The sequence below is a fragment of the Roseomonas sp. WA12 genome, assembly GCF_054165765.1.
This window is the reverse complement of sequence record NZ_CM135108.1, coordinates 234,983-255,962: the sequence shown is the minus strand read 5'-3', so window position 1 is coordinate 255,962 and position 20,980 is coordinate 234,983. Positions and strand designations below refer to the sequence as shown.

Sequence of the window (20,980 nt, the reverse complement as noted above, 5' to 3'; positions counted from 1 at the left end):
CGCGCGACACCGCACGGGCAACCGTGACCAACGCCAGCACCCTCGACCGCGCGGTGGGCGAGCGACGTGCCGATGCCGCCATGCACGGCATCGGCCTCCCGGCCGCCCTGGTCGGATGCGCCGTGCTGCTCGCCCAGATGCCCGACAGCCCGGGCGCGCGGGCCGCGGTCGCCTGTTACGCGATCGGGCTGGTCGCCACCTTCGGCTTCTCGGCCGCCTACAACCTTTCTCCGCCCGGACCGCGTCGCGCGCTTCTGCGGCGCTTCGACCATGCCGCCATCTTCCTGATGATTGCGGGCACCTATGCGCCGGTGTCGCTGCTCGGCATTGGCGGAGTGCTGGGGGCGGTGCTGCTCGGCCTCGTCGGCGCGGGAGCATTGGTTGGCGCGGCTGTGAAGCTCCTCGCTCCAGGGCGGTTCGAACGAACGGCCATTGCGGCCTATCTCGCCCTGGGCTGGGTCGGCGTCGTGGCGGCGGTGCCGCTGGCGCGAACCCTACCCGGTTGGCAGTTCGCGGCACTTGTGCTGGGCGGGCTGCTCTACAGCATTGGCGTCATCGCCCATGTCTCCACCCGGCTGCCTTACAACATGGCCATCTGGCACGGCTTCGTCCTGCTGGCCGCAGGTTGTCACTACGCCCTGGTGCTCGGCCTGCTCGCGGGCTGAACTGGCGGGGGGACAACCTTCCGGCGCCGGGGATGTTATTATGCTGCGGCGCAGCAAGGGCGGGATGCGCTGCCCGCTCCGAAGGATCCCACATGACTGACCACCGGCTCGACCTCTCGGCGCTTCTGCGCATGCAGAAGCAGCGCCGCAACGCGACCGAAGCCTCGGCGCGCCGCGCAGGCGGCGACGGACGTCTGGTTGAGGTGTCAGGTTTTGGCTCCGATCCCGGGTCGCTTCGGATGCTGACGCATGTGCCGGAGGGCTTGGCGCCCGGCGCGCCCCTCGTCGTCGCGCTGCATGGCTGCACCCAGACTGCGGCGGGCTATGATGAGGGCACGGGCTGGTCGGCCATGGCCGATCGCCTGGGCTTCGCGCTGCTGCTACCCGAGCAGCGTCGTGCGAACAACGCCCATCTCTGCTTCAACTGGTTCGAGCCGGGCGACACGGTACGCGACTCCGGCGAGGCGCTCTCCATTCGTCAGATGATCGCGTCCATGATCCGGACCCATGGGCTGGACCCGTCCCGCGTCTTCGTCACTGGCCTCTCGGCGGGCGGCGGCATGACATCGGTGATGCTGGCCACCTATCCCGAGGTCTTCGCCGGCGGCGCCATCGTCGCAGGCCTGCCCTATGGCGCGGCAACAGGTGTTTCCGAGGCGCTGCGGGCCATGTCCCGCCCCACCACCATGCCGGCGGCCACGCGCGCGGCGGCGGTGCGGGCCGCCTCGAGCCATGCCGGCCCCTGGCCGCGCGTGGCGGTGTGGCACGGCGATGCCGACACCACGGTGAGCCCTGCCAATGCCGAGGAGAGCGTGAAGCAGTGGCTTCACCTGCACCGGATTGATGAGGCAGCCCCGGGGACCGAGCGTCGGGCGGGTGTCCACACGCAGCGCGACTGGACCGGGCCGGATGGCACCGTCCGCGTCGTCTCTCACCGCATCGCCGGCCTGTCGCATGGCGTGCCCATCCACCCCGGGGAGGATGAGGGGCAGTGCGGCATGGCGGGCGCCTACATGCTCGATGTCGGCGTATCCTCCACTCACGGGATCCTGGCCTTCTGGGGCCTGGAGCAGGCGCAGGCCACGGTAGCGGCCCGCGCCCCGATCACCCGGCCCGAGCGCCCGTCCGAGCCCGAGCGCCCCCGTGCCGCTCCTGCCAACGATCAGGACCGTGTGCGTCGGCCCGTTGCGGCCCGTGTGGCCGAAGTGATCCAGGACGCCATGGCCGTCGCTCGTCCCGTTTCGGGGACCCGGCCCGGCCCCTCTGCCCGGCCGGCTACCCCCTTCATCGATCCGGGCCGGGTGATCACGGCGGCACTGCGGAAAGCCGGACTGATGTAACGGGCGCGGGTGGCCGCTGAAGGGAACAATCTCCCGCCAGCGGCCATCCTGCTTTTCTACATGGGCCGAGCCGCGCTTCTGCCTTAACGCCCGTAGATGCGGTCCAGAACTTCGGCAACGGTGACCAGGGACTCCGCCCCGGGGTCGAACCGCGCCCCACCGGCAAGCCGGCTCGCCCAATCCGCCGCAGCACGCCCGCCCCACTCGTCGGGCGGGATGGCCAGCGGCTCGCGCGCGGTGCCGCGGAACCGCTCCGCCGTAAAGTCGTAGAAGGAGCCGTTGACGTTGCGCAACGCGGCGCCCCCGGATGCCCCGTGGAATTCGGCTGCGATCACCGCGTCCTGCCCCGCATGCAGGTTCCAGGAGCAAGCCAGGCGCAGCACCGTGCCGTCATTCAGCTCGATGGTGGCGACTGCATAGTCCTCCACGCGATCGGTGCGACCACCCAGCGGCTCGCCGCCGGCGAAGAGATGGCCGGTGACCTGCGCCACCTCCGGAAAATTCAGCGCCCAGAGCGCCAGGTCCACCAGGTGCACGCCGAGATCCATGACGCAGCCTCCGCCCGAGAGCGCGGGGTCACGGAACCACGGCTTATCCGGGCCATAGGCGTTGTGGAAAACAAGGTCGGCGGCGTGGACGCGGCCAAGCCCGCCCTCGGAAATCACCGCGCGGATGCGGCGCATGCCCTCGGTGTACCGATAGGAGAGATCAACCCCTAGCAGCCGGTCGGCGCGACGCGCGGCCTCAACCGCCTCCCGCACCTCGGCGGCGGTGCGGCCGAGGGGCTTCTGGCAGAACACGGCCGCGCCAGCCTGCAGCGCCTGGATCGTCTGCGCGGCGTGCAAGGCGCTCGGCGTGGCGATCACCACCCCGTCCAGCCCGAGGGCGAGCATCTCCTCCATCCCGCCGACCACGGCGGCCCCGGGCGCCAGGCGCTGGGCCTCCGCCACCATCTCGGGCGAGGGATCGGCGATGGCGGCGGCTTCCACCGCGCCCGTGGCCAGGATGGCCTGCATGCGGTGCCGGCCGATCCAGCCGACGCCGAGGAAGCCGAGGCGCGGGCGGCTCATTCGAAGCGCACCAGGGCCTTGAGGAAACCATCGGGCCGGTCCCGCGTGGCGTCGAGCGCCTCGCCCAAGCGGTCGAGCCCGAACTCATGCGTCATCAGCGGCCGCGGATCGATCCGCCCGGCCGCGACGGCCTCCACCGCCTCCCGAATGCCCTGCATGTAGACCTTCGGGTCGCGCTCATGCGCGTTGATGACGTCGAGGCCACGCCAGTTCCACAGCCACATGTTCACTTGCCGCGGCCCGTCCTGGTGATACCCCGCGACGATGAGGCGCCCGCGCTCCTTCGTCAGTTCCGCGGCGAGGTCGAGCGGCCACTGCTTGCCCACTGCCTCGATCACCACGTCGCAGAAGGTGCCGTCCGTCAGCTCCTTCACGCGGGCGATGATGCCGTTGTGGTCCTCCATCGGAATGGTCTCGACCGCGCCCATGTCCCGCGCCAGGTCGAGCGAGAAAGGACGGCGGGAGATGGCGATCACACGCGCCCCCGCATCCGTAGCCAGCTTCGTCAGGATCGCGCCGAGAAAGCCGATGCCGAGGATGGCGACGGTCTGCCCCGCCTTGATCTCGCTGCGGCGGAAGATGTTCATCGCGCAGCCTAGCGGCTCGCCTGGGAAGGGCTGGCCGGCGAGGCTGTCGGGCAGGCGCACAACATTCTCCGCATCGGCCAGGTCGTATTCGGCATAGCCGCGATAGGAGAGCGCAGCCACGCGGTCGCCCACGGAGAGGCCCTGTACCCCCTCTCCCACCGCATCGATCGTCCCCCAGGCCTCATGGCCAAGATCGCCGGGCTCGGTCGGAAACTTCATCCAATCCGGGCCCGACCAGGGCGTGAGGTTGGAGGCGCAGACGCCGCAGCCCTCCAGGCGCAGCCGGACCTGGTCTTTGCCGGGTTCAGGGCGGGCGATGCTCTGCACCTCGATCTGGCCGGGGCCTGTGAGGATGGCGGCGCGCATGGTGGCACTCATTGGGGTGGTCCCTGGAAGCAAGGTTGGGGGAGATGAACTCCCCCAAGCCCCCTCCTTCTTTTGGCTTGTTTGCTGGGGCGCCATTGGCCCTTGGCCCGCGACAGCCCGATAGAAAAAGATGAGGGGTCCGGAGAGAATTCCTTCTCCCAGGCCTTTCTACTCCGCGGCGATCGTCGCCTTGGCCGGCGCATACCGCCGGATCATCGAGGCGCAGAACTCCGCGAACTCCTCCGGCACCTGCGGCGGGCTGGTGTGGTGGGGCGCGATGCCGCGATGCTCCGGCGTGAAGCAGAAGGTGACGGTCACGTCGAAATCCGCGAGCGCCTCCATCTGCCGGTCGAACCAATCGAGCGCGTTGGGGCGGAAGCTGTCGGCCCAGGACAGGCCGGTGCGGAGATAGGTGACGCCGAGGCGCTTCATCCAGGCCACCGCGTCGTCCAGCCGATGATCCTCGTAATGGAACCACTGGCACAGGCCCATATGGGGCGTGTGCTTGGCGAAGTGGTCGATGGAGGGCTTGGGCGACCCGTCCTCGCGCAGCAGGCCCATGTAGAAATGGCGGTAGTAGGAGGAGCCCTCGGCCTCGCGGTGGCGCGTGGTGGCGCCCCATGCCTGGGGCAGGTCGTACAGGCTGTACCAGTGGATGCGCGGGGCCTTGCCGATCAGGAGCTCGGCGGTGCGATCCACGCCCCAGGCCTGCACCTCCTCGGCGCCGAAGGTGGAGATGCCGACCTCGCTGACCCAGATGGGCTTGTCGGTGACGGCGCGGATCTCGTCAATCTTCGCGGGCCACTCGCCGATCTTCCAGAGATTCCAGTCGAGCGGAAAGCCGTGCACGGCCACCACGTCGATCTCCTCCATGGCGCCCCGATGGGCCATGTTCTGGATGAAGGTGGGATCGATGGGCGAGATGCCGCCGAGGACACGCGGGATGTCCGGATTGGCCTGCTTGATCGCGCGGCCGGCAAGCTTCACCGTCTCGGCGAAGATCGCCCAGCCCGGATCGATCTCGGGGTCCCAATGGGACTTGTTGTTGGGCTCGTTCCAGATCATCGCGGCTTCGATCACGCGCGCGGCTCCTTGACTGGATAGGCGGCACCGGCACCCCAGGGGGCCTCCACGCGCCGGCAGAGATAAACCTCCTGCTCCGGGTGCTCGAGCACGGCAAAGCCGGCGGAGCGCAGCATGGCTTCCGCGGCCGACGCGTTCGGCGCCCACCAGTTGGAGGGGTCTTGCGAGTAGCGGTGCTCGATGAAGTGCAGCTTCGGCCAGGCCGGATCATCGAACACCGCGGTCTCGGTGAACGGGTAGTCGTGCGCGGGCGCCATCGCCTCGGTCGCACCGCGCTGCATGGATTGGAACAGCATCAGGTCGCCCGCGACATGCTCGTGGATAAGGTCCAGCGCGAGCAGCGGGTGGCGCAGGTGGTAGAGCACGCCCATGAAGATCACGAGGTCGAACCGCTCGCCGAGCGCGCCGACCTCATACACAGAAAGGTTGCGGAACTCCGCTTTCAGCCCTGTCACCTCGGAGGCGAGGCGGGCCTGGGCGAGGTAGCGGTCGTCGCTGTCGATGCCAAGCACGCGGGCGGCACCGCGGCGGGACATCTCCAGGCTGTAGAAGCCGGCATTGCAGCCGATATCAAGCACCGTCTTTCCCGTCAGGTCGGCGGGGATGACATGCGCGAAATGCTTGAATTTGTTCTCGGGATAGCCCCAGAGAAAGTGGTTCGGCGCGGTGCGGACGCCGCCCAGGTCCATGTCATGGAACCAGTCACCGAGCGCCTCGACGCGCTGGCGAATCTCGTCCTGCGTCATCGCCGTCACGCCGCATGCTCCGCAGGGCCGAGGCGCCGGGTGGGGGCGGCATCGAGCTGGCGGAGGATGCCAAGCAACTCGTCCACGCGATGCGCGCAGCTGTGCCGCGCGCGGATCGTCTCGAGGCCGTGCTGGACCAGGGAGTGGCGCAGCGCCGGATCGCCGCGGAGAGCGGTGAGGTGCCGGGTCATCTCCACTTCGTCCGCTGCGGTAAGGAAGTCGGTACCAGGGCGGAAGAGATGCTCGGAATCCTCCCAGGGCGCGGAGACGAGCGGGATGCCGCAGGCCAGCGCCTCGAAGACACGGATGGTTGGGATGCCCGGCAGCATCTGCACGTAGAAGCGGCGGGGCACGTGCACGGTGGCCAGGTGGTTGGCGAAGATCTCGGGCGCCCGCGCGTTGGGCAGCCAGCCCCGGTAGTGCACGCCGTAGCGGCGCAGGGTCTCCAACGCCTCGTCCGGGTAGCGCACGCCGTAAATATCCAGCGGCAGGCCCACGGTCTGCGCCGGGCGGAACAGGAAGCTCTCCAGCTCCGCGCTGCGCTCGCCATCGCCCCAGTTGCCAATCCAGACCAGCCCTTCGCGCGGCCCCTCCTGCGCGGGCGGGTGGAACAAGCGGAGATCGGCGGCCTCGTGCCAGGTGAAGACGCGGTCGCCCCAGCCCCAGCGCCGGTACACTTCGGACAGGGTAGCGCCGAAGGCGAGCACGCCGTCATAGCCGTCCAGGTCGAAGGTGCGGATCGCCTCGGGGTCGGAGACAGCGCGGTGATGGGTGTCGTGGAACAGCAGGGTGAATCGCGCACCGTTGCGACGCAGGCGACCGATGGCGGCGACCAGCGCGGGTTCGTTCCACTCATGTACGATGACGACATCGGCGTCGGAGACGGCGGCCTCCACCTCCTCCGTGCCGGCGACGATGCGCGCGTTCAGTTCGGGGTAGTTCGTCCGATAGGCGTAGAGCCCGGCCTCGCCATGGTCACGCAGCAGGTTCTCCAGGCTCCAGGCACCCTGGGGCTCCAGCGCCAGCACCTCGTGCCCGCGATGAACCAGGTCCCGCAACACGCCGCGCAGGAAGTGCGCGTTGCCGTGGTTCCAGCAGGAGGCGAGTGAATGGGTGAGATAGACAAGTTTCACGCGGCGGCGGTCCCCTGCATCAGAACGCCCCGATACACTGCAAGGGTGGCCTCCGTCATCGCCTCCACCGTGTAGCGGGCGGCGCGAGCCCGGGCAGCGGCGCCGAGCCGGGCACGCTCCTCGGGGCTCTCGGCAAGCTTGTTGAGCGCGGCAGCGACGGCCGCCTCGTCGCGCGCGGGGACGAAAAGGGCGGCGCCGTCCCACAGCTCCCGGAAGGTGGGAATGTCGGAGAGCACCAGTGGGCATCCGCACTGGGCCGCTTCGGTCACGGCCAGCCCAAAAGGTTCGTAGAGCGCAAGGGAGACGAGGATCGGCTTGCGAGCAAGCAGCGCCACGAGTGCGGGCTCGTCGAGATTGCCGAGCGGACGGATATGGTTGAGCTTCGCACGTGTACCGTCGGGCCCATTGATCGGACCGGCCGCCAACACGGGCAGTTGCACCCGGGCGGCAACGCGATCCAGGAGATCGAGGCCCTTGCCCGTGTCCCACAGCCGCCCGACCGTCAGGGCAAACAGATCAGGCACCTCCGCTCCCCCACCAGGGGCCACCAGTGGCCTGCGGCCGTTATGCACGGCCACGGGCGGGCGCGGCAGCGTGTAACGCCGGGCAGTCGCTTCGGCAAAGGCATGGCTGGGTGTGATCACGGCATCGGCCGCAAGCAGCCCCCGACGCAGCAGCGCGGCGCGCCAGGCAAAGTCCTCCGGCAGATCGCCACCGCGCACTGCGTCCCACCAGGTGGCCGTGCAGGAATGGGAGACGGCGACAACCGGCACCGGGAACGCCGCGCCGGCCGCGTGGGCCGGGCTGTTCAGATGCACGAGGTCCGCGCCCGTCTCCCGCGCCAGCGCCGCGAGCGACCCGGCGGCGGCAAGCACCGGCTCCGGCCCCTCGGCCAGCCAGTCCAGCGGCAGGTCCGTCAGCCGAAGCTGCAGCCCGGGCACAGCCTCGGCCTGCGCGCGCTGCCCGTCATTTGGCGCCGGGCCGAGCACGGCGAGGGTGGTGATGACACCACGGGCCGCAAGCCCGCCCGCGAGGTCGAGCGCATAGGTCCAGACCCCGCCGGCGGCATCGGCCGTCATCAGCAGGCGCGTCGACTCCCGCCTGGGGCTCACGCGCTGGCGGGCTCCGGCGCGGCGCGCTCCTGCCGGAGCCATTGTGCGAGGGCCGCGACGCCCTCGCGCCACGGGCGGGCGGGGCCCAGCCCGAGCTCGCGCGTCGCGCGGGTGGTGTCGGAGACGTAGTAGCGCTGGTCCCCAGCGCGCCAATCGGCGTAGCGCGTATCGACGACGCGGTTCGTCAGGTCGCCGATATGCGCGAGGAGCTGGCGCAGGCTCACCGCATTAACCGGCCCGCCGCCGAGGTTGAAGGCGCGCCCCGAGATGGCATTGATGCCCTTCCAGGCGGCCATATAAGCCGCGACGGCATCGCCTACATCCAGCACGTCCCGCACTTGGCAGCCGTCGCCATAAATGCTGATCGGCTCGCCGCGCAGTGCGCGCAGCACGAAATGCGCGACCCAGCCCTGGTCCTCCGTGCCCATCTGCCGCTGCCCGTAGATGCAGCTCATGCGCAGAACGGCAGTCGGCACGCCGAAGGAGCGGCCGAAATCCAGCACATACTGGTCCGCCGCGCCCTTGGAGCAGCCATAGGGCGTGTGGAAATCGAGCGGCCGGTCCTCGCCGATGCCCTTCGCACGGATCGCTGGATCGACGGGCGCATAGGCCTCGCCATCCAGCGCCAACTCCACATCGGCCAGATCGCCATACACCTTGTTGGTGCTGGCGAAGACGACAGGCACATGGCCACCGCGCTGGCGCAGCGCATCGAGCAGCGCGAAGCTGGCGCCGAGATTGATGTCAAAATCTGCGCGCGGGTCGGTGAGGCTTGTGGTCACCGCGACCTGCGCCGCGAGATGGAACACCGCCGAGGCCTCCTGCGCCGCAGAGGCGAGCGAGGCCGTGTCGCGCACATCGGCGACGGTGGCGGAGATGCGCCGGGGATGCCGCCGCTTCAGCCATTCGAGATTGGTCTCGACCCCCGGCCGCGTCAGCGCGTCATAGATGAGGACGTCATGCCCTTCGGAGGCCAGCCGGTCGGCAAGGTTGGAGCCGATGAAGCCCGCGCCGCCCGTGACGAGGACGGGCTGCTTTCCCGTGATGGCCGGAGCCGCCATCTCGTTCACGCCACCAGTCCCCGCAGCTCCAGCTCGTTCCGCGCCTGGCTCACGCGGTCTTGCGACTGCTGCCGCGCGACCCATTCGGCCAGTTCCGCGAGATCCGCGGTGAAATCGAGATGCCGGGTGACGTAGCCCAGCTCCTCGCGGGCCTTGGTGATGTCGGGGATATTGTGGCGGATGTCGCCGGCGCGGGTCTTGCCCGCGATCTCCGGCAGCAGGCCAGTGCGACCCATGGCGGTGGCCAGATCGGCCGCCACCTCCGTCACCGTGCGGTCCACGCCGCTGCCGATGTTGAACACGCCGCCCGCGGCCTGCGGCCGGTCGAGCGCGAGGAGGAAGGCGTTCGCCACGTCCTCCACATGCACGAAGTCGCGGCGCTGCTGCCCGTCCTCGAAGATCATCGGCGGCTGGCCGTTCTGCAACCGCGCAGCGAAGATCGCCAGCACGCCCGTATAGGGGTTCGAGAGCGCCTGGCCCGCGCCATAGACATTCCACAGCCGCAGTGCGACGCCTTCCATCCCGTAGGTGGGCGCGACGGTAAGCGTCAGCCGCTCCTGCACGAACTTGCTGATGGCATAGACGGAGGCGAGATTAGTGCGCTTCCACTCCGGCGTCGGCACAGGCACCATCGGGCGGCCCTTGGCGTCCAGCGGGTCCCAGGGCGCATCGGGGCCGCTGCGCGGGCGGCGCACGGCGTCCTCCACCAGGTTGCCGTCCGCATCGCGGTACAACCCCTCGCCATAGACGCTCATGGAAGAGGCCACGACGACGCGCTTCACCGGCTGGTCGATGAGTTGCTGAAACAGTACGGCCGTGCCGTGATCGTTGACCGAGACGTAGCGGTCGATCGCGTACATGCTTTGCCCGACGCCGACCTCGGCCGCGAGATGGACCACCTTGTCCACGCCCTTCAGCGCACGGGCCACCGCATCGGGGTCGCGCACGTCGCCGCGCACCACCTCCACCTCGGAATCGAGCCCGTCGGCGCCGCGATCCGCATGCACCTGCTCGATGAAGCTATCCAGCACGCGGACATGATCGCCGCGATCGAGCAACGCACGCGACACGTAGCGCCCGATGAAGCCGGCGCCACCGGTGATCAGGATCGATTCAGCCAAACCCTCGCCCTCCGGCCTGCCATCGATTGCGGCGCAAGGCGCGGAAGACGATGATTTTCGACTCCGCTCACCGGAACGCCGTGGTGGCCTCTGAGTCTTTACCCCCTACGCCCCCCGAACAGAAGGCGTGTGAAGGTAAGAAGAAGGCCAGGAATGGGATCACATTTTCTTGTGACAAGCCGGCGGCAGCAATGGGTTGCGGCCGAGAGATTGATCCTTCACGACGCGCGAAGCTAAGTTGATGCAGCGCCCGGCACATGGCCGACAGGCGCGGGAATAGGAATTCTGATCTCTTGATGCCCGGGTCGTCCCGCCTCCTGGCCGCTTGGCCGCGCAACCTGCTCCGACCCGCACGTGGAGGCATTTCCCTGTGAGGCGCGCACTCCGCGTTGCCGTTGTCGGCGTGGGCAACTGCGCTTCCTCCTTCGTGCAGGGCATCACCTACTACCGCGACGCCGTCTCGAACGAGCCCGTCCCGGGGCTCATGAATGTCGAGCTCGGCGGCTATCATGTTGGTGACATCGAGATCTCGGCCGCATTCGACGTGAACGCCGAGAAGGTCGGGCGCGACGTGGCCGATGCGATCGGGGCCTCGCCGAACAACACCCATGTCTTTGCTAAGGTGGCGCCGACCGGCGTGACCGTGCAGCGCGGCGCCACGCTGGACGGAATCGGCCGCTACATCAGCGCTGAGATCACGGAATCCGATGCGCCCGTGGCCGATGTGGCCAAGGTGCTCGAGGAATCGCGCACTGATGTGGTGGTCTCCTACCTCCCGGTCGGCTCGCAGAAGGCCACCGAGTTTTACGCGGAGCAGGCACTCAAGGCGGGCTGTGCCTTCGTGAACTGCATTCCCGTCTTCATTGCCTCCGATCCGGAATGGCAGAAGCGGTTCGAGGCGCGCGGCCTGCCGATCATTGGCGACGACATCAAGAGCCAGGTCGGCGCGACCATCGTGCACCGCGTGCTGGCCAACCTGTTCAAGGACCGCGGCGTGCGGCTGGATCGCACCTACCAGCTCAACTTCGGTGGCAATGCCGACTTCCTGAACATGCTAGAGCGCGAGCGGCTGGAATCGAAGAAGATCTCCAAGACCCAGGCCGTCACCAGCCAGTTCGACGTGCCACTCCCGGCCGGCGACGTGCATGTCGGCCCCAGCGATCATGTGCCCTGGCTGACCGACCGGAAGTGGGCGCAGATCCGGCTGGAAGGCACGGGCTTCGGCGGCATGCCGCTGAACCTGGAGCTGAAGCTGGAGGTGTGGGATTCGCCCAACTCGGCCGGCGTGGTGATCGATGCGGTGCGCTGCGCCAAGATCGGGCTGGACCGCGGGATCGGCGGCGCGCTGGTGGGGCCCTCCAGCTACTTCATGAAGTCGCCGCCGCAGCAGTTCCAGGACAACGAGGCGCGCGAGCGCGTGCTCCGCTTCGTGGCCGGCGAGGGCTAGCTGGCCGGTGGCCGCCACGATCTTCCTTATTCGCCATGCCGCGCATGATCGCGTGGGCAGCACGCTCTGCGGCCGGATGGCCGGCGTGACGCTCGGCGATCACGGGCGGCGGCAGGCATCCGCATTGGCGGCACGGCTGGCGGGCGAGGCGATCGAGGCGGTGTATTCCAGCCCGCTAGAGCGCGCACGGGAGACCTCGGCGCCGATCGCGGCGAGGCTGGGCCTGGTGCCGCGGGACCTGGCGGCCATGGCCGAGATCGACTTCGGCGACTGGACAGGCCGGACTTTCGAGTCTTTGGACGGCGACCCGGACTGGACGCGCTGGAACGCGGCGCGCGCCATCTCGCGCGCTCCGGGCGGCGAGAGCATGGCGGAGGCGCAGGCGCGCGCCGTGGATGCCGTGCAAGGTCTGTGCAGCGCCCACCCCGAAGGCCGCGTCGCCGTGGTCAGCCATTGCGACGTGATCAAGGCCGTGCTGGCCCATGTGCTGGCGATATCGCTGGATGGGCTTCAGAGATTTGAGATTTCGCCCGCCTCCGTCAGCACGCTGGCGGTGTGGGATGGTGGAGCAAAGGTGCTGGGCATGAATGAGGCGGTGGCGGCATGAAGATCGCCTTCTACGGATCGAGCCTTCTTTCCTCCTACTGGAACGGTGCAGCAACCTATTACCGGGGCATGCTGCGCGACCTCGCCGCGCGCGGGCACACCATCACCTTCTACGAGCCGGACGCCTTCGACCGGCAGAAGAACCGCGACATCGATCCGCCTGATTGGGCCGAGGTCCGCGTCTATGACGCGACCGAGGACGCTCTGCGCGACGTGATGGCGGAAGCGGGCCTGGCCGATGTGGTGGTGAAGGCCAGCGGCGTCGGCGTCTTCGACAACGAACTGATCGAGGGTGTGATGAAGGCCGCGCGGCCGGATGCCATCCGCATCTTCTGGGATGTGGACGCGCCCGCGACGCTCGCCGAGATCACCCCCGCGCCGGACCACGCGCTCCGCCGCACCCTTCCCCTTCTGGACCTCGTGCTGACCTATGGCGGCGGCCCGCCCGTCATCGCGGCCTATGAGGGGTTGGGCGCCCGGCGCTGCATCCCGATCTACAACGCGCTCGACCCCGAGACGCACCATCCCGTCCCCGCCGATCCGCGGTACGCGGGCGACCTGAACTTCCTGGCGAACCGCCTGCCGGATCGCGAGGCGCGGGTGGAGGAGTTCTTCCTCAAGGCCGCCGCGCAACTGCCGGACAAGGCCTTCCTGCTCGGCGGCAATGGCTGGGACGGCAAGCCGATGCCGGAAAACGTCCGCCGCATTGGCCATCTCGGCACGCGCGACCACAACGCCTTCAACACCTCCTCGCTCGCCGTGCTGAACGTGGCGCGGGACAGCATGGCGGCGGTGGGCTTCTCACCCGCCACCCGGGTGTTTGAGGCCGCAGGCGCCGGCGCCTGCCTCATTACCGATGCCTGGGTTGGGCTGGAGCTGTTCCTGAAGGAGGGCGAGGAGGTTCTCGTCGCCCGTGATGGCGCGGATGTTGCCGAGCACATGCGCCGCCTCACGCCCGAGCGCGCGAAGGCGATCGGCAAAGCGGCGCGGGCCCGCATCCTTGCCGGGCACACCTACACGCGCCGCGGCGCCGAGGTGGACGCGTTGCTGAAGGCCGAAGCCGTTCGCGTGCGCGCACGGGGCGTGGCGGCGTGAGTGCGGGCGCGCCGCTGCGGGTGGTGGTGCTGGGTCTGAGCCTGTCCTCCTCCTGGGGGAACGGCCACGCCACCACCTATCGCGCGCTGCTGCGGGCCTTCGCCGCGCGGGGTCACGACGTGCTGTTCCTGGAGCGCGACGTGCCCTGGTACGCGCAGCACCGCGACCTCCCCTCCCCCGACTTCTGCCGGCTGGAGCTGTACCCGGACCTCGCCGCACTCGAGGGCTGGCGCGCCGCCATGGCGGGCGCGGATGCCGTGATCGTCGGCTCCTATGTGCCCGAAGGCGTTGCGGTCGGGCGCATGGTGCAGGCGGTGGCCGCAGGCGCGACCGCCTTCTACGACATCGACACCCCCGTCACCCTGGCCAAGCTCGAACGTGGCGACGAGGAATATCTCTCCCCCGCCCTTATCCCGGGCTACGATGTCTATCTCTCCTTTACCGGCGGCCCGACGCTGGACCGGCTGGAGGGGCAGTACGGCTCCCCTGCCGCCCGCCAGCTCTACTGCTCGGTGGACGAGGGCGCCTATCGCCCGCTCGACCTGCCGCCCCGTTGGGACCTCAGCTATCTCGGCACCTACAGCCCCGACCGCCAGCCGACGCTGGAGCGCCTGCTGATCGAACCCGCGCGCCGCGCCCCGGAGCTGCGTTTCGCCGTTGCCGGCCCGCAATACCCCGGGGATATCGATTGGCCCGCCAATGTCGAGCGGATCGAGCACGTTCCCCCAGCTGAACACCCTGCCTTTTACGCTAGCAGCCGGTACACGCTGAATGTCACCCGCGCCGACATGATCCGCGCCGGCCACAGCCCGAGCGTGCGGCTGTTCGAGGCCGGCGCCTGCGGCATCCCCATCATCTCGGATCGCTGGGACGGCATCGATACCCTGCTGCGGCCTGGCGAGGAGATCATCCTCGCGGACAGCCCGGAAGAGGTGCTGACCGCGCTGCGCGACATGCCTGAGGAGCGCCGCCAGGCCATGTCGCGCGCTCTTCGCACCCGCGTCCTCGCTGAGCACACGGCAGCCCACCGCGCGGCGGAGCTGGACGGCCATCTGCGCGAGGCAATGGCCCGCCGGGCAGCACTGGGCGAGGCGGAGGCGCGGGTCGCTTCCTGACAAGCGCCGCGTGAGGCCCGCCCGATGATCGTCTATGGCGACGTCCCGCGCCGGGCAGACCCGCACGCTGTCCTGGACGCGCTAGAAACGTCTCTGCGCTCCCTGTCGCAGCGCCCCCTGGGCCTGGAACGTCACGCGGCCTTGGTCTCCGCCCTGATCGAGGCCGGGGAGCTGGCCCAGGGGCTGGCGGATGTGGATTTCGCTGCCCGCGGGTTGGATGCAGCCTCTCCCGCCGCCGATGCGGCCATGGCGCTGCTCACGCGGATCGCAGAGGCCGTCCATCTCTCCTGGGCCTCCGGTTTCACCGACGTCCCACCTCTGCCCGAGGCGGAGGTCGCGGCGCTGAAGGCCTGCCCCCTCCCGCCCTCGATCCAACCGAGGCGCGCCGAGGGCTTCGCCCATTACGCTCTCTACCCTGAGGCCTATGCCGAGGCTGCCGCGGCCCTGCCGCCAGGGCCGCTGCGCGTCATCGGCCTGCGCTCTATCGGCACGGCCCTGTCCGCGATGGTGGCGGCCGCACGGGGCGCCCCGGTGCCGCGCAGCCTGCGCCCGACCGGCCACCCTTTCCGGCGCGAACTGGCCCTGGACCCTGCCTTAGCCGCATCCCTGCTGGACGACCCCACCGCCCACTACGCCGTGGTCGACGAGGGCCCCGGCCTGTCCGGCAGCAGCTTCGGTGCCGCGATGGATTTCCTCCAGGCCCGCGGCGTTGGACTGCACCGCATCCATCTCCTCCCCGGCCATGGCGGTGAGCCCGGCCCGGAAGCCGGGGAGGCCGCCCGCGCCCGCTGGGCCGCGGTCTCCCGCCACCCCGCCCTGTTCGACGAGTTGCCCACTCATCTGGGGCGCTGGGCCGCCGAGCGGCTCGGCCTCGCCACGGCGCCGCTGCAGGAGATATCGGCCGGTGCCTGGCGATCCCAGCGCTTCACGACCGAGGGCGAGTGGCCGCCGATCCACCCCTACCTTGAACGCCGCAAGTTCCTCCACCGCACCGCGCAGGTGTGGCTCCTGAAGTTTGCCGGCCTCGGCGCCCATGGCGAGGCGGCTGCCAGCAGGGCGCGCCAGCTCCACGCCGCCGGCTTCACGCCGGAACCGGCCGGGCTGCTGCACGGCTTCCTGGCCGAGCGCTGGATGGAGGACTCACGGCCGCTCGACCCGAACAGGATCGACCGGACTGCGCTGGTCGCCCATCTCGGCCGCTATCTCGGCTTTCGCGCGCGCGAGATGCCGGCCGGGCCGGAGACGGGCGCCTCGGCGGCCGCGCTGCTCGAGATGGCGCGCACCAACTCGCGCGAGGCTCTGGACGAGCGTGCCGCCGCCCGGCTGGACCACTGGCAGGACCAACTGCCTGCCCTCGATGCCGCCATGCGCCGCGCCTGGACCGACAACCGCCTGCACCCCTGGGAATGGCTGGTCCTGCCGGACGGCCGGCTGCTGAAGGCCGATGCCGTGGACCACGCCGCGGCACATGACCTGATCGGCTGCCAGGACATTGCCTGGGATGTCGCTGGCGCGGTGGCGGAGCTGAGCTTCTCGGAGGAGGAGCGGGACGCCCTCCTCACCGCCCTGGCACGGGAGACGGGCCGCCCGGTGAACCCGGCGCTGCTGGGCTTTCTCACCCCCTGCTACCTCGCCTTCCAGCTCGGCCTGCACAGCATGGCGGCGGATGCCGCCAGCTGGAACGCGCCGGAGGCCGCGCGGGCCCGTGCTGCGGCAGAGCGTTACGCAGGGGATTTGCGGCGGGTGCTGGGTACGGAATAATGTTGCGTCCGCGGACCGGCCAAGGCCGCCCGCCGGAACCCGGATCGCGCGAAAGCGTTGGTCTCACGAAACCGAGCGAGGACAACCGCCCATGATCGCCCCCAGCAACGGCTTCCGCTTCGCCGCCCTTCTGGCAGCCGGCAGCCTCGTCGTCGCCGGCTGCGCGCCGGTGCCGGTCGGCCCTGGCCCCTATCAACAGCAGGCGAGCAACGCCGCCTACGCCTGCAACCAGGGCATCCGCGAGGCCTGCTATGATTATCAGGCGCTCGCGCCCGCCGCGAATGCCGAAGCGTATCAGGCGGACCAGCAGGCGCAGCAGAACGCCGTGGTCGGCACCGCGGTCGCAGCCGGGCTGGTGGGTGCCGTGGCCGGCGCCGCCATCGCCGGCAGCAGCTCCCGCGGCCGCTCCTACAACCGCGGGCGCTACTATCACCGCGGTGGCTACGACCGCGGCTACCGTCGCGGCTACTACCGCTGAGGCTGACGTCCCGGGCGCCAGAGGTGCCCGGGCCCGGCGGGCTCAGACCAGCCCTGTCCGCCCCATTTCCAGGAACTTCTCACGCCGGCGGGCCCGCAGCGTGGCACCGTCCAGCGTCATCAGAGGGTTGAGGCAGGCCTCGATCCGGTCGCCGACCGTGTCCACCATCGCCGCCGCTTCGCGATGCGCCCCGCCCATCGGCTCGGGCACGACGCTGTCCACAAGGTTCAAGCGCTTCAGGTCCTCGGCGGTCAGGCGCAGCGCCTCGGCCGCAGTCGCCGCCTGGGTGGAATCCCGCCACAGAATGCTGGCGCAGCCCTCGGGAGAGATCACGCTGTAGATTGAGTGCTCCAGCATCAGCACGCGGTCCGCCGAGGCGATGGCGATGGCGCCACCCGAGCCGCCCTCGCCGATGATGGTGGCGATGAAGGGCACCGGCGCGTCCAGCCCCGCCTCGATCGAGCGCGCGATGGCCTCGGCTTGTCCGCGTGCCTCGGCCTCTACGCCCGGGAAGGCGCCGGCGGTGTCCACGAAGGACAGGATGGGCAGGTTGAAACGTCCGGCCAGCTCCATCAGGCGCCGCGCCTTGCGGTAGCCCTCCGGCCGCGGGCTGCCGAAATTGTGCTTGATGCGGCTCTCGGTGTCCGAACCCTTCTCGATGCCCAGCACCATCACGGAATGGCCGCGGAACCGGCCCAGCCCACCCACCATGGCCTGGTCATCCGCAAAGGCGCGGTCGCCGGCCAGGGGGGTGAAGTCCTCGATCAGCCCGGCGATATAGGCCAGGCATTTCGGCCGGTCGGGGTGCCGCGCCACCTGGGCCTTCTGCCAGGGGGTGAGCTTGGCATAGGTGGCGGCCAGCAGCTTCTCGGCCTTGTCCTGCAGGCGCCCGACCTCGTCGGCCACATCGATGCCGCCCGCATCGGTGGTGCGGCGCAGCTCCTCGATCTGGCCTTCCAGCTCGGCGATCGGCTTCTCGAAATCCAGGAAGTGACGCATCCAAAAGTCCGGTCCGGGGGCGCGGGGGGATTAGCGCAGGGTGGGCCCAGGGGAAAGAGCGGGGGGTGAAGGGCCGGGCCTCGCCTGCCGGAACCTCTCCTCCTCCCTGACCGGACGCGGGAGGCCGGGCCTGCCTCACTTCGGCATCAGCCCGCAGAAACCCTGTTCCTGCGCGCCCCGGATGGCCTCTACGCTCCCCTGCAATCGCCCGGGAACACGGGCGAATGACACGGAGGATCCCCATGCCGCCCTTTCGCCGCCGTTCCATTCTGCTCGGCGCCGCCCTTGTCCCGGCCGCCCTCTCCCGCCCGGCCTTTGCCCAGGGCGCGGGCAGCTACCCCGACCGCCCGATCCGTGTCGTGGTCCCCTTCTCGGCCGGCGGCACCACGGACATGCTCGCCCGCCTGTTTGCCCAGCGCATGACCGAGGGGATGGGCCAGGCCGTGGTGGTGGAGAACCGGGCAGGCGCCGGCGGGTCCATCGGGGCCGATGTGGTCGCCAAGGCCGCGCCGGATGGGTACACCCTGCTGTTCCACAATCTCACCTTCACCTCGACCACCACGGCGCTGCAGCTCGCGGGTCGTTCGCCGCATGACATCGAGCGGGATTTCGCGCCCGTCTCGCTCGCCGCCAACGTGCCGATGCTCCTCGTTGCCTCCGCCTCCGTACCGGCGCGGGACCTCCGCGAATTCGTGGCGCATGCGAAGGCGCAGGGCCAGGCCGGGCTGTTCTATGGCTCCACCGGGCCGGGCAGCATCATGAACCTGGCCGGCGAGGTGCTGAAGCGCGATGCCGGCATCAGCATGGAGCACATCCCCTTCCGCGGCGCCGCGCCCCTTGTGCAGGAGATGGTGGCCGGCCGCGTGCAGTTCGGCGGGGACCAGCTCTCCACTGCCCTTGGCCATGTGCGCTCGGGCACGCTGAAGCCGATGGCGACGCTGGCCGCCCAGCGCTCCGCCGCATTACCCGACGTGCCCACGGTGCGCGAGCAGGGGTTCCCGAACATGGAGCTGCGCGGCTGGAACGGCTTCTTCGCCCCGGCCAACACGCCCCAGCCCGTGATCGACCGCCTGCAACGCGAGATCGCCGCCGCCGCCGCTAACCCGGATGTCCGCCGCCGCATGGCCGAGGTGGGCGCCGAGCCCGTAGGCTCCTCTCCGGCCGAGCTGCGACAGGCGGTGTCCGAACAGGTCGCGCAGGTTCGGCCGCTGGTGGCCGAGCTTCGTCTGCAGGTGGAATAAACAGCATGGGAGTGGTGGTGATCACGGGTTCGGGCCGCGGCATCGGTGCCGCCGCCGCCCGGCTCGCGGCACGGCGCGGCCATGCCGTGCTGATCAATTATGCGGAGCGGGAGGACCGTGCCCGGGAGGTTGCGGAGGAGATCCGCACCGGTGGCGGCCGCGCCGCCCTCGCCCGCGCCGACGTGTCGCGGGAGGAGGAGGTGGAGGCGATGTTCGCCACAGCCGACCGCGAGCTGGGACCGATGACGGGGCTGGTGAACAATGCCGGTATCACCGGCCCCGCCACCCGCACCGAGGACTACGACGCGGCGACCATCCGCCGCATCCTCGATGTGAACGTCACCGGCACCTTCCTCTGCACCCAGGCAGCGGTGCGGCGGATGTCCACGAAGCGCGGCGGGGCGGGCGGGGCGATCGTGAACCTCTCCTCCGTCGCCGCCACCATCGGCGGCGGGGGCCAGTGGACGGCCTATGCCGCAGCCAAGGGCGCGGTGAACAGCCTGACGGTGGGCCTCTCGAAGGAACTGGCGCCGGAGGGCATCCGGGTGAACGCCATCCTGCCCGGGCTGATCGACACTGAGATCCATGCCGCCGCCGGTCTCGGCGATCGGCTGGCGAAGATCGGCCCGACCATCCCCATGGGCCGGGTCGGTACGGCGGAGGAATGCGCGGAAGCCATCCTGTGGCTCCTCTCGGGTGAGGCCGCCTACATGACCGGCGCGCTCATCCCGATAACCGGGGGCCGCTAAGGGCGCGCGCTCAGCCCTCGCGCCCGGCCGAGAGCGGGTGGTGCGCCTCCACCAGGCCGCGCAGCCGCTCCTCCAGCACCTGGGTGTAGATCTGGGTGGTGGTGATATCGGCATGGCCGAGCAGCACTTGCAGACTGCGAAGATCCGCCCCCCGCCCTAACAGATGCGAGGCGAAGGAATGCCGCAACACATGCGGCGAAACCCGCTCGGGGTCGATGCCTGCCCCCAGCGCGGCCTCGCGCAGCAAGTTGTTCAGGGTCTGCCGGGTGAGGTGCCCCGAGGACCCGCGGGAGGGGAACAGCCAGCGTGACCGCTCATGCCCCACAGCCGTCTTCCGCGCGGCGAGTGCGGCCTTGCGGGCGCGGGCGCTGATCGGGACCAGCCGCTCCTTCGCCCCCTTTCCGCGCACGACCACCAGGGGGGAATCCTCCCGCATGGCGGTGGCCGGCAGCTCCACCAGCTCGCTCGCCCGCAGGCCGGAACAGTAGAGAAGCTCGCAGACCGCGACCGCCAGCGGCGCCCGGCGCTCGGGCAGGCTCCCGGCGGCAGCGATCAGCGCTTCAACCTCGGCCTCACGCAGCGGGCGGGGCAGCGGCGGCGGGCGGCGGGGGCTATCCAGCGTCTCGGTCGGGTCGTCGGCCCGTACGCCCTCCCGCGCCAGGAAGCGGTGGAACTGGCGCAGGGCCGAGAGGCGGCGCGCGGCGGTGCGGGGGGACAGGCCGGCATCGGTGAGGCTGGCAACGTAGCGGCTGAGCGTCCCCGCGCTCATCGCCTCCGGGGCCTCGCCCGCGCGGCGGGAGGCGAAGCCGGACGCGTCCTCCAGATCGGCGCGATAGGCGGCCAGCGTGTTCCGGGCGGCGCCGCGCTCGGCCGCCAGCATCTCCAGGAAGGCCTCGAGATGCCGGTTCAAGGCAGACGTATCAGCCGGTGCGGATCAGCGCGGGCCGAAGCGATCGTTCGGCAGGGTTCGCTCGACGGGCTGCTGCGTCACGCCCGGCGGAAAGGCGCCGACGACGAGCAGGGCCGCGATGATCGCGCCCACCAGCAGCAAGACCAGCAGCAGCAAGGGGCGTCGGAACATCGGGCGACAGGTATCCCAGAACTCGGCTCCCCGGAAACGGGGTCCGCCCGGACGACGTGGCGGCGGGGCTGTGCTAGCGTCGCGCGCCGTGTCACGCAACCTCGCCGATCCCCTCCCCGCGCAT

At 70.1% G+C, this 20,980-nt stretch carries 21 protein-coding genes; 10 read left to right on the top strand and 11 right to left on the bottom strand.

Going from position 1 to position 20,980, the window contains the following annotated elements:
* Positions 1-23 precede the first annotated feature (23 nt).
* Entirely contained in the window at positions 24-665 is a 642-nt protein-coding gene (gene trhA, locus ACVBD7_RS01205; protein ID WP_458095698.1) for a PAQR family membrane homeostasis protein TrhA, read from the top strand.
* A 92-nt stretch (positions 666-757) separates the two neighbouring features.
* A complete protein-coding gene (locus ACVBD7_RS01200; protein WP_458095697.1) occupies positions 758-2,005 on the top strand; it encodes an extracellular catalytic domain type 1 short-chain-length polyhydroxyalkanoate depolymerase in 1,248 nt (415 codons plus the stop codon).
* Positions 2,006-2,088: 83 nt separating this feature from the next.
* On the opposite strand, the gene ACVBD7_RS01195 is transcribed toward ACVBD7_RS01200, so the two are convergent.
* The 8 genes from ACVBD7_RS01195 to ACVBD7_RS01160 form a co-directional block, all read right to left on the bottom strand.
* The gene (locus ACVBD7_RS01195; protein WP_458095696.1) at positions 2,089-3,075 is read right to left on the bottom strand and encodes a Gfo/Idh/MocA family protein; all 987 of its coding nucleotides are present in this window, start codon (positions 3,073-3,075) and stop codon (positions 2,089-2,091) included.
* Entirely contained in the window at positions 3,072-4,040 is a 969-nt protein-coding gene (locus tag ACVBD7_RS01190) for an MDR/zinc-dependent alcohol dehydrogenase-like family protein (protein WP_458095695.1), read from the bottom strand. Before ACVBD7_RS01190 ends, ACVBD7_RS01195 begins: the two co-directional genes overlap by 4 nt.
* 156 nt (positions 4,041-4,196) lie before the next feature.
* Positions 4,197-5,108, bottom strand: coding sequence for a beta-xylosidase (locus tag ACVBD7_RS01185; protein WP_458095694.1), 912 nt, complete (start codon positions 5,106-5,108; stop codon positions 4,197-4,199).
* Positions 5,105-5,857: a TIGR04290 family methyltransferase gene (locus ACVBD7_RS01180; protein WP_458097613.1), complete on the bottom strand. Its 753-nt coding sequence runs from the start codon at positions 5,855-5,857 to the stop codon at positions 5,105-5,107. The genes ACVBD7_RS01185 and ACVBD7_RS01180 overlap by 4 nt, the downstream gene beginning before the upstream one ends.
* Before the next feature lie 5 nt (positions 5,858-5,862).
* On the bottom strand, positions 5,863-6,990 hold the full coding sequence (locus ACVBD7_RS01175) for a CgeB family protein (protein ID WP_458095693.1): 1,128 nt from the start codon (positions 6,988-6,990) through the stop codon (positions 5,863-5,865).
* Positions 6,987-8,102 (bottom strand): glycosyltransferase family 4 protein, encoded by a 1,116-nt coding sequence (locus tag ACVBD7_RS01170; RefSeq protein ID WP_458095692.1) that lies wholly within the window; start codon positions 8,100-8,102, stop codon positions 6,987-6,989. Before ACVBD7_RS01170 ends, ACVBD7_RS01175 begins: the two co-directional genes overlap by 4 nt.
* Positions 8,099-9,163 (bottom strand): SDR family NAD(P)-dependent oxidoreductase, encoded by a 1,065-nt coding sequence (locus ACVBD7_RS01165; RefSeq protein WP_458097612.1) that lies wholly within the window; start codon positions 9,161-9,163, stop codon positions 8,099-8,101. The genes ACVBD7_RS01170 and ACVBD7_RS01165 overlap by 4 nt, the downstream gene beginning before the upstream one ends.
* Positions 9,164-9,168: 5 nt before the next feature.
* Positions 9,169-10,284, bottom strand: a complete 1,116-nt coding sequence (locus tag ACVBD7_RS01160; protein ID WP_458095691.1) for an NAD-dependent epimerase/dehydratase family protein — start codon at positions 10,282-10,284, stop codon at positions 9,169-9,171.
* 370 nt (positions 10,285-10,654) lie between these two features.
* Between ACVBD7_RS01160 and ACVBD7_RS01155 the strand changes: the two genes are divergently transcribed.
* From ACVBD7_RS01155 to ACVBD7_RS01130, 6 genes are all read left to right on the top strand, one after another.
* Positions 10,655-11,731 carry an inositol-3-phosphate synthase gene (locus tag ACVBD7_RS01155; protein WP_458095690.1) on the top strand — a complete coding sequence of 359 codons (1,077 nt, stop codon included), beginning with the start codon at positions 10,655-10,657 and terminating at the stop codon, positions 11,729-11,731.
* 7 nt (positions 11,732-11,738) lie between these two features.
* Entirely contained in the window at positions 11,739-12,338 is a 600-nt protein-coding gene (locus ACVBD7_RS01150; protein ID WP_458095689.1) for a histidine phosphatase family protein, read from the top strand.
* Positions 12,335-13,432, top strand: coding sequence for a CgeB family protein (locus ACVBD7_RS01145; RefSeq protein WP_458095688.1), 1,098 nt, complete (start codon positions 12,335-12,337; stop codon positions 13,430-13,432). Before ACVBD7_RS01150 ends, ACVBD7_RS01145 begins: the two co-directional genes overlap by 4 nt.
* Complete coding sequence (locus ACVBD7_RS01140; RefSeq protein WP_458095687.1) at positions 13,429-14,547, top strand: CgeB family protein; 1,119 nt, start codon at positions 13,429-13,431, stop codon at positions 14,545-14,547. Before ACVBD7_RS01145 ends, ACVBD7_RS01140 begins: the two co-directional genes overlap by 4 nt.
* 24 nt (positions 14,548-14,571) lie before the next feature.
* The gene (locus ACVBD7_RS01135; RefSeq protein ID WP_458095686.1) at positions 14,572-16,308 is read left to right on the top strand and encodes a hypothetical protein; all 1,737 of its coding nucleotides are present in this window, start codon (positions 14,572-14,574) and stop codon (positions 16,306-16,308) included.
* A gap of 91 nt (positions 16,309-16,399) precedes the next feature.
* Positions 16,400-16,786, top strand: coding sequence for a hypothetical protein (locus ACVBD7_RS01130; protein ID WP_458095685.1), 387 nt, complete (start codon positions 16,400-16,402; stop codon positions 16,784-16,786).
* Between the two features lie 42 nt (positions 16,787-16,828).
* On the opposite strand, the gene ACVBD7_RS01125 is transcribed toward ACVBD7_RS01130, so the two are convergent.
* The gene (locus ACVBD7_RS01125) at positions 16,829-17,785 is read right to left on the bottom strand and encodes an acetyl-CoA carboxylase carboxyltransferase subunit alpha (RefSeq protein ID WP_458095684.1); all 957 of its coding nucleotides are present in this window, start codon (positions 17,783-17,785) and stop codon (positions 16,829-16,831) included.
* Positions 17,786-18,027: 242 nt separating this feature from the next.
* Here ACVBD7_RS01125 and ACVBD7_RS01120 point away from each other — a divergent pair, with 242 nt between their 5' ends.
* Complete coding sequence (locus tag ACVBD7_RS01120) at positions 18,028-19,026, top strand: Bug family tripartite tricarboxylate transporter substrate binding protein (RefSeq protein ID WP_458095683.1); 999 nt, start codon at positions 18,028-18,030, stop codon at positions 19,024-19,026.
* Positions 19,027-19,031: 5 nt separating this feature from the next.
* Complete coding sequence (locus ACVBD7_RS01115; RefSeq protein ID WP_458095682.1) at positions 19,032-19,775, top strand: SDR family oxidoreductase; 744 nt, start codon at positions 19,032-19,034, stop codon at positions 19,773-19,775.
* A gap of 10 nt (positions 19,776-19,785) precedes the next feature.
* Here the strand turns inward: ACVBD7_RS01115 and ACVBD7_RS01110 are convergent, their stop codons facing one another.
* Together ACVBD7_RS01110 and ACVBD7_RS01105 are read right to left on the bottom strand one after the other, a co-directional pair.
* A complete protein-coding gene (locus tag ACVBD7_RS01110; protein WP_458095681.1) occupies positions 19,786-20,685 on the bottom strand; it encodes a tyrosine recombinase in 900 nt (299 codons plus the stop codon).
* Positions 20,686-20,709: 24 nt separating this feature from the next.
* Positions 20,710-20,856 (bottom strand): hypothetical protein, encoded by a 147-nt coding sequence (locus ACVBD7_RS01105; RefSeq protein WP_458095680.1) that lies wholly within the window; start codon positions 20,854-20,856, stop codon positions 20,710-20,712.
* Between the last annotated feature and the right edge of the window lie 124 nt (positions 20,857-20,980).

Coding starts and splice junctions, on each gene's coding strand:
- ACVBD7_RS01200 (WP_458095697.1), top strand. CDS start 758: ATGACTGACCACCGGCTCGACCTCTCGGCGCTTCTGCGCATGCAGAAG.
- ACVBD7_RS01195 (WP_458095696.1), bottom strand. CDS start 3,075: ATGAGCCGCCCGCGCCTCGGCTTCCTCGGCGTCGGCTGGATCGGCCGG.
- ACVBD7_RS01190 (WP_458095695.1), bottom strand. CDS start 4,040: ATGAGTGCCACCATGCGCGCCGCCATCCTCACAGGCCCCGGCCAGATC.
- ACVBD7_RS01180 (WP_458097613.1), bottom strand. CDS start 5,857: ATGACGCAGGACGAGATTCGCCAGCGCGTCGAGGCGCTCGGTGACTGG.
- ACVBD7_RS01165 (WP_458097612.1), bottom strand. CDS start 9,163: ATGGCGGCTCCGGCCATCACGGGAAAGCAGCCCGTCCTCGTCACGGGC.
- ACVBD7_RS01145 (WP_458095688.1), top strand. CDS start 12,335: ATGAAGATCGCCTTCTACGGATCGAGCCTTCTTTCCTCCTACTGGAAC.
- ACVBD7_RS01135 (WP_458095686.1), top strand. CDS start 14,572: ATGATCGTCTATGGCGACGTCCCGCGCCGGGCAGACCCGCACGCTGTC.
- ACVBD7_RS01130 (WP_458095685.1), top strand. CDS start 16,400: ATGATCGCCCCCAGCAACGGCTTCCGCTTCGCCGCCCTTCTGGCAGCC.
- ACVBD7_RS01125 (WP_458095684.1), bottom strand. CDS start 17,785: ATGCGTCACTTCCTGGATTTCGAGAAGCCGATCGCCGAGCTGGAAGGC.
- ACVBD7_RS01120 (WP_458095683.1), top strand. CDS start 18,028: ATGCCGCCCTTTCGCCGCCGTTCCATTCTGCTCGGCGCCGCCCTTGTC.
- ACVBD7_RS01115 (WP_458095682.1), top strand. CDS start 19,032: ATGGGAGTGGTGGTGATCACGGGTTCGGGCCGCGGCATCGGTGCCGCC.
- ACVBD7_RS01105 (WP_458095680.1), bottom strand. CDS start 20,856: ATGTTCCGACGCCCCTTGCTGCTGCTGGTCTTGCTGCTGGTGGGCGCG.